Source organism: Paenibacillus sp. FSL P4-0127, from assembly GCF_038007325.1.
Classification (GTDB): Bacteria; Bacillota; Bacilli; order Paenibacillales; family Paenibacillaceae; genus Fontibacillus; species Fontibacillus macerans.
In genome coordinates, this window is sequence record NZ_JBBOWY010000001.1 from 4,343,030 (window position 1) to 4,356,328 (window position 13,299).

12 protein-coding genes and 1 pseudogene are annotated in these 13,299 nt (G+C 51.5%); 8 read left to right on the forward strand and 5 right to left on the reverse strand.

The window, feature by feature from the left end:
* Positions 1-33: 33 nt before the first annotated feature.
* Positions 34-204, reverse strand: coding sequence for a hypothetical protein (locus tag NYE74_RS19555; RefSeq protein ID WP_164815307.1), 171 nt, complete (start codon positions 202-204; stop codon positions 34-36).
* A 90-nt stretch (positions 205-294) separates the two neighbouring features.
* Between NYE74_RS19555 and NYE74_RS19560 the strand changes: the two genes are divergently transcribed.
* Together NYE74_RS19560 and NYE74_RS19565 are read left to right on the forward strand one after the other, a co-directional pair.
* On the forward strand, positions 295-1,242 hold the full coding sequence (locus tag NYE74_RS19560; protein WP_124332091.1) for a helix-turn-helix transcriptional regulator: 948 nt from the start codon (positions 295-297) through the stop codon (positions 1,240-1,242).
* Between the two features lie 71 nt (positions 1,243-1,313).
* Entirely contained in the window at positions 1,314-1,856 is a 543-nt protein-coding gene (locus NYE74_RS19565; RefSeq protein WP_036628145.1) for a DinB family protein, read from the forward strand.
* A gap of 7 nt (positions 1,857-1,863) precedes the next feature.
* Here NYE74_RS19565 and NYE74_RS19570 read toward each other — a convergent pair whose 3' ends face one another.
* Positions 1,864-2,280 (reverse strand): LysR substrate-binding domain-containing protein, encoded by a 417-nt coding sequence (locus NYE74_RS19570; protein WP_082207770.1) that lies wholly within the window; start codon positions 2,278-2,280, stop codon positions 1,864-1,866.
* Between the two features lie 126 nt (positions 2,281-2,406).
* Positions 2,407-3,081 (reverse strand): SOS response-associated peptidase, encoded by a 675-nt coding sequence (locus NYE74_RS19575; RefSeq protein ID WP_036622913.1) that lies wholly within the window; start codon positions 3,079-3,081, stop codon positions 2,407-2,409.
* A gap of 154 nt (positions 3,082-3,235) precedes the next feature.
* Between NYE74_RS19575 and NYE74_RS19580 the strand changes: the two genes are divergently transcribed.
* Entirely contained in the window at positions 3,236-4,123 is an 888-nt protein-coding gene (locus NYE74_RS19580; RefSeq protein ID WP_036622914.1) for a hypothetical protein, read from the forward strand.
* A 38-nt stretch (positions 4,124-4,161) separates the two neighbouring features.
* On the opposite strand, the gene NYE74_RS19585 is transcribed toward NYE74_RS19580, so the two are convergent.
* Positions 4,162-5,106: a tyrosine-type recombinase/integrase gene (locus NYE74_RS19585; protein WP_036622915.1), complete on the reverse strand. Its 945-nt coding sequence runs from the start codon at positions 5,104-5,106 to the stop codon at positions 4,162-4,164.
* Between the two features lie 214 nt (positions 5,107-5,320).
* On the opposite strand from NYE74_RS19585, the gene NYE74_RS19590 reads away from it, so the two are divergent.
* The 5 genes and pseudogenes from NYE74_RS19590 to NYE74_RS19610 all read left to right on the forward strand — a co-directional run bounded on the left by NYE74_RS19590 (position 5,321) and on the right by NYE74_RS19610 (position 12,101).
* On the forward strand, positions 5,321-5,425 hold the full coding sequence (locus NYE74_RS19590; protein ID WP_015735743.1) for a DUF6254 family protein: 105 nt from the start codon (positions 5,321-5,323) through the stop codon (positions 5,423-5,425).
* Positions 5,426-5,742: 317 nt separating this feature from the next.
* Entirely contained in the window at positions 5,743-7,329 is a 1,587-nt protein-coding gene (locus NYE74_RS19595; protein WP_341005127.1) for a carbohydrate-binding protein, read from the forward strand.
* A 1,212-nt stretch (positions 7,330-8,541) separates the two neighbouring features.
* The gene (locus NYE74_RS19600) at positions 8,542-9,783 is read left to right on the forward strand and encodes an MFS transporter (protein ID WP_306436793.1); all 1,242 of its coding nucleotides are present in this window, start codon (positions 8,542-8,544) and stop codon (positions 9,781-9,783) included.
* Between the two features lie 364 nt (positions 9,784-10,147).
* A complete protein-coding gene (locus NYE74_RS19605) occupies positions 10,148-11,152 on the forward strand; it encodes an AraC family transcriptional regulator (RefSeq protein WP_213510396.1) in 1,005 nt (334 codons plus the stop codon).
* Positions 11,153-11,310: 158 nt separating this feature from the next.
* Positions 11,311-12,101: pseudogene (locus tag NYE74_RS19610) on the forward strand (SDR family NAD(P)-dependent oxidoreductase).
* A 1-nt stretch (position 12,102) separates the two neighbouring features.
* On the opposite strand, the gene NYE74_RS19615 reads toward NYE74_RS19610, so the two are convergent.
* The gene (locus tag NYE74_RS19615) at positions 12,103-13,200 is read right to left on the reverse strand and encodes a glycoside hydrolase family 88/105 protein (RefSeq protein WP_213510395.1); all 1,098 of its coding nucleotides are present in this window, start codon (positions 13,198-13,200) and stop codon (positions 12,103-12,105) included.
* Positions 13,201-13,299 lie beyond the last annotated feature (99 nt).

A 13,299-nucleotide genomic window follows, 5' to 3' on the forward strand; every position in this document is an offset into this window, starting at 1 on the left:
CCCGAGGTTCGTTTAACTTTGCTTGTTCACAACTTATTCGGCATCTTCTGCGGATGTTTTGTACGGACGTTTAACGGCTTGTTTGATGTGGCGGTCGATTTCCGCTTGGCCTTGAATTTCAACGGCCGCCTCGGCTTGATCGTTCAGTTGCTCCTCGGCTTGTCCAATTCCGTGCGCTTCTTGATGATTTCTGCTTGATGACATAACTTTAACCACTCCTCCTTTAGTCGGTTCCATCTGACTGCATGGTTATATTATTATTGGAGTGGGCAGTTTTATACGGAGGAAAATAATATGAACAAAACCGAACGGCAGCTCGCAATTACGCTTGAACTGCAGCGAAGCAAGGTGCTGAGAGCGGAGGATTTGGCGGCTCATTTCGAGACAAGCGTGCGGACGATATACCGCGACATTCAAGCCTTGAGCGAAGCGGGGGTTCCGATTGTCGGAGCTCCCGGGCAGGGTTATTCCTTAATGGAAGGATACTTTTTGCCGCCGGTGGGATTTACCGCGGAAGAGGCCGTGGCCTTGCTTATGGGGACGGATTTTATAGAGCAGAGGCTGGATAGCGATTACAGCAGGGTGGCCAAGGCGGCCAGGCGCAAAATCGAAGCGATTCTCCCGGAGCCGGTACGCGGCGAGTCGGCGCGCGTACGGGAGACGATGCGACTCCTTCGTGCTGGCGAACCGGTAACCGGGCGGAAGGAGAAAGACTATCTCGGCCAAGTACGACGGGCGATTTTGGAGCGGCGTAAAATTAGCTTTAGGTATCTGAAAAAAATCCCGGAAGCGGGCGGGGGCAGGGAGAGCAAGCGGGAGGCCGCGCCATACGGGCTGACGCTCGTACAGGGGAATTGGGTTTTGGTCGCACGCTGCGAGCTGCGGCAGGATATCCGCCATTTCCGCTTGTCGCGGATGACGGAGCTTGCCGTATTGGAAGAACGCTTTTCCATGCCGTCCGGCTTTAATCTAAGCCGTTACCGCCCGCCGAATGACCGTAACCTGCAGGTGCTGGTTCGGGTGAACCCCGAAATCGCCGACAAAATCGCCGAAACCGTTAATTTTTATGTAGAAGAGACTGAAGAGCGGGAGGACGGACTACGGGTCACCTTTCGCGTCCGGCAGTTGGAGGAGCTGCTGCCATATGTGCTCGGATGGGGCGGGGATGTCGAGGTGCTGGAACCGGACTCCCTCCGCCGCCGGATTCGGGAAGAGGCCGAAAAAATTTTAAGACGCTACTGACACGCTGTTGTCAGTAGCGTCTTTTTATAATGGGAGTATATCCCATGATTGAAGAGGAGTTGTTTGTAATGATGAGAAGTACGGCTGAGGCACTGCAGGCGTTTGAAGCAACGGTGGAACGGTATTTGAGCGAGCTGGAAAACCTCGATATGGAGCAGCTGCTGAAAAAAACGGATGAGGAGGAATGGTCCATCGGGCAAATGTACATGCATTTGATTCAATCGGCGCAATTTATGCATTTGAGCCATATCGACCAATGTTTGGCCGAAAGCGAAGCAACCTTGGTCCATACGGGGGAAAAAACGGAGCAGGGCCGGGCGGTATTCGAACTGGGGAGCTTTCCGCCCGTTCGGATTCGGGTCCCGGCTTCGCCGCAATACACGCCGCAGCAGCCGGGGAGCAAGCAGCAGCTGTCGGAAGGGCTGCGTGGTGTATTGGAGCGGATGAAACGCACCGAACCCGCTTTGCTTCAGGCGCCCGAACGCAACAAGATGCCGCATCCCAGACTCGGCCCGTTAAACGCCAAAGAGTGGTTTTTGCTGATCGAGATGCATTACCGGCATCATCTGCTGCAACTGGACCGTTTAAAGCGGGAGTTGAATTTGCAAGCATAGACAGCAGCTATAAGTTTAATAATATAGCGGCAGTCCCGGACTTTTCTGGTCCGAGGCTGCCGCATTTTTTTGCCAGTCTGATGCCGATCTCCCGGAAGAACTGAAGGATGAACTCGAAAAACGAGTTTTCCGTGTCGGTCAGCCGCTCTCCGGCGGGCCAGGACAAATAGATGGTGCGCCTGCACCGGGGTTCGCTAATGTGAAGCAGCTTGATATCTACGGTAACAACCTTGCTCCATAGAATGGATGGGATGAAGGAGCCGCCGATGCCGGTCTGGATCAACCCTCTGACCGTAGCGGGATCATCGCTTTCAAAGATAATGTACGGTTCGTACGGCAGCTGCGCGAAGAAGCGGTCGGTCGTTCTTCGCAGCGGATGGCTTGTCGTCAGGCTGATGAACTTCTCATGCTCCAGGTTTTTCAGTGATAAGGCTCTTCAAAGGCCGCAAGCTGGTTGTGCAGATGGTGGAAACCTATGGAAGTAAAAAAGTGTACTTGGTTCGGTTAAAAAAACGGCCACGGAGGTGCCATACTCCGTGCGCCGGAAAAATCAGCGTTTTATCCACGCCCGCTCCAGATCCATCTCGCGAATGCATTCGGCCGTGTCGTGTTTGTCGTTGTCAATCAGCGGCGCCACCGCGTACGCATGCATCTCTTCGGCCGAATGGGGCCGCAGAATCGGATCTAACGCATCCAAATCGTTCGTCCCCTCATCCAGCCACCGGGTCATGTTCTCCGGAGAGAGAATCGCCGGCATCCGGCTCTCAAATTCTCCGATCAACGGGTTGGCTTCGGTCATAACCAGAGTGCAGGTGCGAAGCGGTTCCCCGCGCGCATCCCGCCAGATTTCGTATAAACCGGCCACCCCGAACATGGCGCGGTTTTTCATGACGACCCGCACCGCGTATGACTTCTTGCCTTCATTTTTCCAATAGTAAAATCCGTTGCACGGGATGATGCACCGCTGCTTGTTCACCATTCTGCGGTAAGTCGGATTCCGCTGCACATTCCGGAGATCCGCGTTGATCGCATCCTTTCCCCAGTAGGGCACGAATCCCCAACGGAACTCGTCCAAAATCCGCTCCCCGTTCTGCTGCAGCACGACCGGCGTATGCTGCGTGGGGCTAATGTTATAGCGGTTTTTATAGTAGTACATCACCCGCTCGATCTGAAAATGCTCCTGAACCTCCGCCAGCTCGGCCGCCATGGAAAAACGTTGACACATGAAACATCAGCCTCCTATATAACCTAACTTATAGTGTTTGACAAAGAAGGAAAAATATTAATTTGGCTCCTTCGGCGGAAAAATTTTCTTGTCTATTTTTCAAAAAAATCTTGGTAAGGTAGGAGATAGCAATCGATTAAGAGGTGATGTTGTCATGATGAAGAAACGCTGTTTGTTTTGCGATAAGATTGTCTTCACTAAACAGGAAGGCGAGTATGATAGATATATGGACTGTTTCTGTTCACCCGGCGGGTCTTATAGCCTGCTGACGGACAGCTACAATGCGATACAATCGTTTCCGCACCAAAAGAAACGCGGCTTGCTTCATTTAGTTTCGGCTTATATCCGGGAGCGGACGGATTGCAATGAAAAGGTCGCTTTATCCGCCAACGATATGGAAGCCATTGCAAATTCTCCCGACAATCCGGCGAACATTCAAGACAAAGGGAATCGTTTGCTCCAGTATTTGCATAGACATTCCAATGGTCCGGGGGACCCGGTGATTATTCATCCGCTCTCCAACAGCTACAATCTGACGTATTCTCCCAATCTGCAAGAACTGGTATATATCATTGATAAGCTGAGAAACGAGCAATTGCTCATCAGGGAAGGAATTACCTTTCAACTGACTGAAAAAGGATGGAGGGAAGCCGCCAGCGCCGCAGGAAAAAACTTAAAACCATGCTCCGTTCTTATTTCGGATGAGGAGGATTTGCGCACGGAGTGGCAGGTTAAGCTGCTCCCCAAAATCGAGCAGTTCGGTTATCTGCCGCGCTTGCTGGCGCAAAGGAACACGCAGAGCAGTGTAAAGTATTCCTTGGCAGCGATAGCGGACAGCAAGCTGGTGATAGCGGATTTAACGGGGCAATCTCCTAAGGTGTATTTTGCGGCGGGATATGCGCTCGGTTTGAACATCCCCTTGATCTGGACCGTAAGCAGCAGCGATGCCGATACACTCCCTGTAAAAATCAAGGAGATCCGTCCCATTGTTTGGGATACCGTTGAAGAATTGGCGGTCATTCTCCAGCAGCGCTTGAGTTGATAGAAGAGCTCCGGAAAGCGGGGCACAGAGGAGGCAGCTTATGTCTCCTCTAAGTTTTTTATAAAAGGGATGGCCGGCCGCACCTTATTCATGGCGCGTTCCTTGGCTTCATCCAATACGTGCGTATAGATTTGCGTGGTAGAAATGTTCTCGTGGCCAAGCAGCTCCTGGACAGCGCGCAAATCAGCGCCGTTTCGCAGCAGATCCGTAGCAAAAGAATGGCGCAGTTTATGAGCCGATAGGGGGACACCCTTAAATTGAGGATATTTCTCGGCCAGAGCTTCGAACGTCTTATCGGCGATGGTTTGAACCATACGTTTACTGATGCGGCGGCCGAATTGCGAAATGAAAAACGCGGGTTCGTCTTTTTTGTTCCGCGGCTTAATTCGTTGGTCCAGCGACATCTGCAAAAGATACCGCAATTCCTCCGGAAGCGGGATATACCTCCATTTTTCCCCTTTGCCAAGCACCGACATTTTGGATCCGAAACGATCAAAATCAGTTATGTTCAGCCGGACGATCTCGCTTACCCGCAACCCGGCGTAAGCCATCAACGCGATAATGGCAACGTCGCGCACGATATACCTTCCCTTTACAAGCTGGAGGCACGCATCCAGGAATTGCTTTTGAAGAAATACCGGTTGCCGGTTTTTCTCGATCTTCGCTTTTTCAATATCCATCGCCGGGTTGTGGCTGCACACCCTAAACCGGACCAGAACTTTATAGAACAAACGGATCGCGGACTGGCAGCGGTTTCGATAGCGGGGGCCGGCGCCGGATTCGCGAACCCGCGTGAGATGCTGCAATATGTCAATGTCGGTTACATCGGCAACCGCTTTACCGTTCAATCCCGCGAGAAAGTGTTTGACGTCGTGGAGGTAGCCGTTCTGGGTTTCCTTTGAATATTCACGATCCTTCATATATACCAAAAAAAGGTTCAATTCACGCTCATATAGCTCCAAAGTATCTGTATACTTATTCATTCGCACCTGTCCAATCGCTTACAATCGAAATTACATTAAACGTACATTTAACGCAATTTAATTATAGCAAAAATCGCCCAAAAGAAGGAACTATCGTGCTTATAATTTTTAATTTTTTAGGTAAGGAGATAAAGGTTTCATGCATGAACAGAGCTGAGGAATGACAACTTAAGGAAGTGGTATACATCACAATATCCAAAGGAGGATACCTGTTATGGCTCACCAGAAGAGAAGGAAAGAAGCGGCCTGGAAGTCACGCAAGCAAGAACAGCATCCCCATGGTAAAATCAAATCGCTCAAGGAATTGTCCAGCGAATAGGATTGAGGAGTATACTACTTGAAAGCGAAGGACTGCCGGCGGAAATTGCCGGCAGTCTTTTTTTGCGCGAGAGGCCCATGCAATTGTGCATGGGTCTACACGATTTTGCCATATTTCTATCAAATCAAAGAATATGTTAAAAAATATAGCAGGATTAATGGGGGAATATGTAAAATAGTTACTCTAGCAATCTCTTTTTGTCTTAATTTAGGAGATTGACCCTATTTAGTAAAGGAGGCAGATGATAGGTTGATTTAAGCGGTTCAGGTTCGGCTTTTAGCAGGTAATTATCTTCTTTTGCAAGGAGGACAAACCAATTGAAACAGGCCAAAATATTCGGCAAATCGGGCATTTGGCTGCTCGTTGCCGCACTTATCGTTCCGTTGTTTTTACTCGCCGCATTCAGCGAGGAGAGGGTGGCGGCGGCCTCGGCCGCAAACGGCGATAAAATCATCGTCGGCTACTGGCACAACTTTGACAACGGGTCCAGCAACATCCGGCTGCGCGATGTCCCTTCGAGCTATGATGTCATCCAGGTTGCGTTTGCGGAGCCTTCAGGCGGTGCGGCGAGCGGAGATATGGCATTCCAGCCTTATAACGCCTCGATCGGCGAATTCCAAGCCGACGTACGGGAGCTGCAAAGCCAGGGCAAAAAGGTGCTGATCTCCATCGGAGGAGCCAACGGAGCCGTGGAATTGTCCACCGACCAGGCCAAACAGAAATTTGTCAGCACCATGAAAAGCATTATCGATACGTACGGCTTTGACGGCCTGGATATCGATTTGGAAGGAAGCTCGTTGTCCTTGAATCCGGGCGACACGGATTTTCGCAACCCGACGACGCCTAAAATCGTCAACCTGATCTCCGCCGTGCGGGAGATCGCGAACAGCTACGGTTCCGGCTTCGTCTTGACCATGGCGCCGGAAACAGCGTACGTGCAAGGCGGATACGCCGCTTACGGCGGTCCGTGGGGCGCGTACCTTCCGGTCATTTACGCTTTGCGCGATTCGCTGGACTATCTGCACGTGCAGCATTACAACTCCGGATCGATGACCGGTTTGGACGGGAAATCCTATGCCCAGGGAACGGCGGATTTCCAGGTGGCTATGGCCGAGATGCTGCTGCAGGGATTTGACGTTGGCGGCAATGCAAACAACCATTTTCCCGCCCTGCGCCAGGATCAAGTGCTCATCGGGCTTCCGGCCACACAGTCCGCGGCAAATGGCGGATATACGGCGCCGGCCGAAGTGCACAAAGCGTTGGATTATCTCGTTAAGGGGCAATCATTTGGCGGAAGTTACACGCTGCGCAATCCCGAAGGATATCCCGGCTTCAAAGGGCTGATGACATGGTCGATCAACTGGGATAAAGCGGCCAACTACGCCTTCTCCGGCAGTCACCGGGCCTATCTGGACAGCTTGGGCGGCGGAGGCAATCCCGATCCAGATCCCGATCCCGATCCGGAACCGGATACCACACCGCCAACCGCTCCCGGTAAACTGCGCGTAACGGGAGCCACGCCGACAAGCATCAGTCTCGCCTGGGATGCTTCCACGGACAACGTGGGCGTTGCCGGCTACACGGTAACGTATGATGCCGGAAGCATAAACGCAACCGGAACCGCGGCAACCGTTAGCGGCCTGTCTCCGAATACGACTTACACCTTTTCGGTAACCGCTAAAGACGCCGCCGGCAATATTTCCGCGTCCGCTTCCGTTCAGGGAGCGACGACGGCGGAGGATGATCCGGGCGAAGGTGAAGTTCAGCCTTGGCAGCCATGGGTTGCCTACCGTATAAATGACCTGGTGTCCTATAACGGCAGCATTTACGCGTGCATTCAGGCGCACACCTCGCTCCCGGGCTGGGAGCCGGCAAACGTGCCTGCATTGTGGCAATTGCAGTAACCAAGGCAGCGCCTATTTGAGGCTGAGCCGATAGGGGAATTTGCGGAAGCGGGGGGGTGCCCCGCTTCCTTGTTTTGCGCTGCCGCAACCATGCGGAGAATGTCCCCGTTGCAACGAACTCTTCGCCGAAATCACACAATATTTTAAGGTTGCCACTTGAGTATAGGGAAGTGGGGTGGGCGGCAGATCAACACTCGCTGTCCAGAGACTTTGCACGATTATCCCGTTTGATCAGGTAGCAGAGAGAAGGACAAGCTCGGGAGAAATAAATATTTGTGGAGAAGCAGATAGGTTCGAGATAATTTAGAACCCACACCAATCAAGTTGATTCGTATTAAACTAACCCCTGCCGTTCAAACGCCAAGATCAGGCCGCAGCCACAAGGGACAGATTCGGTTGGCGTGCGATCAGCTGGCGGTAAGGGATCGCCTGAAATCGCCACACACATGCGCTATCAGCGCTCCATGCAGGCCTGTTTGCTGTGATAACGGCTGCTGAATGGTTGAAGTTCCGTTCCCGCATTGACCTCTATGTCCGCTCGCTCCCAAAATCAAGAATTTACGAACGTGAGTTCGCTATATTTAATTTTACCAAACATACGTTCCCTAATCAAGCCAAAAATCTCACCTAAACCGCCTCATTTTTTCCTCATCTCTTCTGTTTTTTCTTCTCTCTTTTGGAACCCTTGCTTTAGCCCCGCTGGTCCCTGGCTCCCTGAACGAAGGGTATAATCGTGCAAAGGGTTGCTGGCAGGAACACCAAAACACGAACCCTTTAGACAGCCCCACACCTGGCGTTGATTTGTGAAACTGCTCGAAGCTCGAAACGGCTAGGGTACAAAAGGTAGATACACCGACCTCGGCGGATCGTGACTGGCGACTTTTTTGTTTTAAGGATATAAGTTGTTGTCCAAACGCCAGGAAATCACATTAAACAAAGGTCATGATAGCTGTAAATTTTTAACGTGTTCTGGAAGTGTAATACTGGTATAATTAGCTTTTAGACGTTTCTTTTAATTATTTTGGAGGTGTTTGATATGCAAAAAAGCCAATTTCAATCCAACCAACGAACCGGAATAAATCAAGATCAAAAAAGAAAAACGGTAAGCGGCCGCATGTTGCGGTATGGATTGTGATTAGCGAATAGGGAGTAGCGAATATTACCTTCTGGACCTAGAATGACGCGCCGCCTACCTGAAAGGCGGAATCCGTTTTGCATAACGTTCAAGCGGCAAAAGTATTTTATTTGATGAATTTTATTTCTTCGCTGGCAAACAGCACTATATTTACGACCTACAGCATCTATTACGTCACACAGCTGGGCTTGAATCCCTTTGAGCTTGTTCTGATCGGAACCGTATTGGAATTAACGGTGCTGATTTTTGAGGGGATTACCGGCGTCGTTGCCGATACATACAGCCGCAGACTGTCGGTCTTTATCGGGATGTTCATTTTGGGCGCGGGGTTTACGTTTGAGGGCAGCATCATTTGGTTTCAGGGGCTCGGCCTGGCGATCCCGCTCGTCGTTTGGGTGATGCTGGCCCAGGTGGTGTTCGGTATCGGTCATACCTTTATCAGCGGGGCGGACAGCGCCTGGATTGTTGATGAGGCGGGGGAATCCGCCGCCGGGTCCATTTTTATTCGCGCCAAACGTGTGGCTCTGACAGCATCTTTGCTGGGAATTGGCGTGAGCGTGGGTCTTTCCGTGCTGGCGCCGAATCTGCCGTATATAGCGGGAGGCCTGATGTACGCTGTGCTCGGCCTGCTCCTGATCCGCAAGATGAAGGAAACGGGCTTTGTCCGCCCGCCGCGCAGCGAAAGAGTCTCTCATTTTCGAGAGATGACCCGAACCTGGCAAAGCGGGGCAAAGGTGGTCGCACGCAGTCCGCTATTGATGATCATCGTGTTCGTCACGTTGTTTAGCGGCGCGGCCTCGGAAGGTTATGACCGGCTATGGGAGATTCATCTGATCCAGGAAATCGGCTTTCCGGACTGGACGTTGCAGGTGGCTGTTTGGTTTGGCCTGATCAGTGCGGCCTCCACGATTTTGGGAATGCTAGCGGTAGGCTTCACCGAGAAAAAGCTGAACATGAGCAGCGAGCGGACCGTGACCGCGGCCTTATTTATACTGACTTTCATTCGCGTTGCCGGCGTCTTCTCGCTTTTTCTGGCGACGGATTTCGTTTGGGCGCTGGCATCCGTGCTGGCCGTAAGTGTAGTCGTTACCGTGAGCGAGCCGATCTATGCGACATGGCTGAACATGAACCTGCGCAGCGATACCCGGGCCACGGTGTTGTCGATGGTCAGCCAGTCGGACGCGCTTGGCCAAACCGCGGGAGGGCCGGCCGTGGGCTGGATCGGAAACCGGTTCTCTATCCGAGCCTCCTTGTTAACAGCAGCAATATTGCTGCTTCCGATTTTGGGCGTGTTCGGCCGGATGCTGCGCAAGCGATAACGTAGCGATAAAAGTTAAAGGAGGCAGTTCCAAAAGGTCAGCTAGCTTGTGACCTTTGGGACTGCCTTCATCTCTTAAATGCAGTGGGGGACATCCAAGAATGAAGTTGTTATTGTTTTTCTTTCAGTTCATTGGTTGAAGTAGAATGAACGTGGAGAGTTGAATAAGCACCCTGATGCTCAACAAAATGGAGTTATGCCTTTAAGCTTCGGCGTCATCACATGTGTCCCGAGTGCAACAGGTATGTGATCCAGAAAACACCATATCAAAAACCGTTGATCCTGAAGAAAAGATCAACGGTTTTTATGTATACTTAATCATAACCGGAACGAATAGGTAAGCAACTAAAGGAGATCCGCACGCAATGAAATCTGACCAAATAAAATTCCCGCTGGGATTTTGGGCGGGATTACAACAATTGGGAATTGCCCCGAACGACGTCGCACGCAAAGCGGAGCTGCCGCTCACCATTGCTGCAGAACCTGTCGCCGTCACCGTCGCCCAATATTTCAAAATCTGGCAGGCATACGCCGATCTCATCGGCGACACTGCGATTGGAATCATCAAGCTGGCCACCGTCTTTGAAACGGCTCAGTACCCGCCGACCGTCTTAGCGACCTATCATGCTCGCGACTATCGCGACGCCCTTGAGCGGATGGCCCGGTACAAACAACTGTGCCCTCCGGAAAGCTTGCGTATCACCGAAGAAGGCGAGCGCTGTACCATCGAATTGGAACGGATGCCCGGTGAGCAACCCGGACCGCCAGTGCTGATTGGAACCACGCTGGCCTTTCTTCTGGAGCTAGGGCGGCGGGGCACGGGGCGCCCTTTAACTGCACGGTCCGTGGAATTTTCCAGCACGATGGGGGATGTAAAGGCTCTTGAGGCTTACTTCGGGTGCCCTATCCGGATCGGTGGAGCCAACAACCGATTAACGCTGCATCGAAGAGACCTGGACCGACCCTTTGTTTCAAATAACAAAGAGTTGCTGGAGCTCCTGACTCCCGTATTGGACCGCTCATTGGAAGAACAGCTCAGCCGTTCATTTCCCGAGATGGTCAAGAGGATCTTGAAGCGCAGTCTGGCTGGAGGGCGCCTTGACATTCAGGCGGTGGCGAGCGCGCTTGGCATGAGTGTTCGTACCTTGCAGCGCCGCCTTACTGACGAGGGTACAACATTCAAGCAGATATTGGCACAGGCTCGGCATGAACAGGCACGGGAATACTTGGCAGACCCCAAGCTCGATATTAAAGAAGTGGCTTTCTTGATCGGTTATGAAGATCAGAACTCGTTTTACCGCGCCTTTCGCCTTTGGGAAGGCGATACCCCTGCAAATTGGCGTTCCGAATATTTAACGAAAATTTGCTAGGTTTTCATAATTGGCGGGTTATACAAGAAATTTGGCGTTGTCCACTAGTTACCGAACGATCCGGACAAAGTAATATAATCCCTATCCGGAGCACGAGAGTGTTCTATGAATAACTGTAAATCAGCTCGCCGTAAATGACGACAAAGGAGACAGATGATATGGATATGGGATTAAAAAACAAAACCGCTTTAGTAACCGGGTCGACAAAAGGGATCGGGAAAGCTATAGCCATCGAACTTGCCAGAGAAGGCGCCAATGTCCTTATTAACGGACGAAATAACGATGAAGTAGAACGAACCGTAAAAGAACTGAAGTCCGAGTTCCCGGCTACCTCCCCTCAGAATGCCGCAGCCGATCTTGTGAATATCCGGCAAAGAGAAGCTTTATTTGAGAAATATCCCCATGTCGATATTCTGATTAACAACATGGGGATTTATGAAATCATGTCCTACGAGGATGTTGACGATGAAGTATGGGAGAAATACTTCCGAACGAATGTCCTTGCCGCTAATGGATTATCCAAATTTTATATGCCTAAAATGTTGAAAAACAATTATGGACGAATCATCTTTATTGCCAGTGAAGAAGCGATTATGCCTTCAGGGCAAATGCCCCAGTATTGTATGACCAAATCTATGTTATTATCCCTGTCAAAAAGCTTATCCAACTAACGAAAGGAACGGAAGTCACATCCAATACGATCTTGCCGGGGCCAACGCTTTCCGAAAATGTGTATCAAATCATTGAAAGTTTGTTTCCCGATGAGATGCCGTTCTCGGAAAAAGAGAAGCAATTTATGGCTGCCAACCTGCCCCAATCCGAAATACAGCGGTTTATCAAGCCTTTTGAAATAGGCAGGCTGGCCGCATTCGTATGCAGCCCTTACGCATCCGCATTTAAGGGTTCTCCAATCCGGATGGACGGGGGCATGGTGCCTACCATTTATTAACCTATTTTGCCGCCAGATTCATCTCTACGCACATAAGGATGAAAGCGCCTGCGCCGTGCAGGTCGTTTTCGCTCGTTGGGCGGGCGATATAGTGGGCGTAGTCGCCGATTCCCGTGCCGATGCAAATATTGCCGATCACGACGTTGCCGTTCTCGTCGAACTTCAGCGTATCGATGACGCCTTGGTAGCCTTTCCAGGCACACTCCATGTACTTGGCATCCAGATAACCGAACCGGACGGCCTTGGCCATGGCATGCACGAACAGCGCCGTGCAGGAATTTTCCGGCCAGTTATCCGGGCGGTCGCCTTTATCGATAACCTGGTACCACAGGCCAGTGGCCGGGTCCTGATAGTTCGTCAGCGCGATAAGCAGATCCTGTACAATGGTAACAAGCTTTGCTTTATCCGGATGGTCCTCCGGCATGTATTCGAACATTTCCAGCAAGGCGACGGGATACCAGCCGATGGCGCGGCCCCAGAACTCCGGCGCTTGGCCCGTGACGGGATCGGCCCAGTCGGCTTTTTTAGTTTCGTCCCAGCCGTGGTACAGCAAGCCGGTGGCCGGGTCCTTCGTATGCTCCTCCATGAGCAGCGCCTGAAAGGCCATCATGTCGAAATATTCGCTGTCGCCAAATGTTTTGGCAAATTGCACGGCAATCGGTCCGGCCATATACAAGCCGTCCAGCCACATTTGATTCGGATAATGTCCCTTGTGCCAGAATCCGCCGGACGGATTTCTCGGCCAAGATTTCAGCAAGGGTACCAGCGTGTGCAGCGCTTTTTTGTACCGCTCGTCTCCCGTTTGCTCGTAGAGGGGGAAGAGAAGCACGCCGGGCTGAATGTCGTCGAGCTCGTCGGACATAAACTTCTTGATGCTGCCGTCCTCGAGAACCTGGCTGTCCACCCACCGTTTCATATAGTCGAACAGCTTCTGTTCTCCGGTCTGCCGCCAGCATTTCTCCATACCGGACAGAAAAACGCCTTGATGGTAGTGGAACCGGTCCGGCGGAAGCTTTTCCGGCTCGAATTTGGCCATGATCGCCTCGCAGGCTTTAAGCGCCCATTGAATCGGGGTCATAAGGGATGAAGCGGTTTGCATACGTATCCTTCCTCCTCGATTGTTTGTACTCCCATTCTAGCATCGGTTTATGTACATTTTTTGCAAAAAGTCTCTGTTTCTTCTCATTTCTTGCGATAT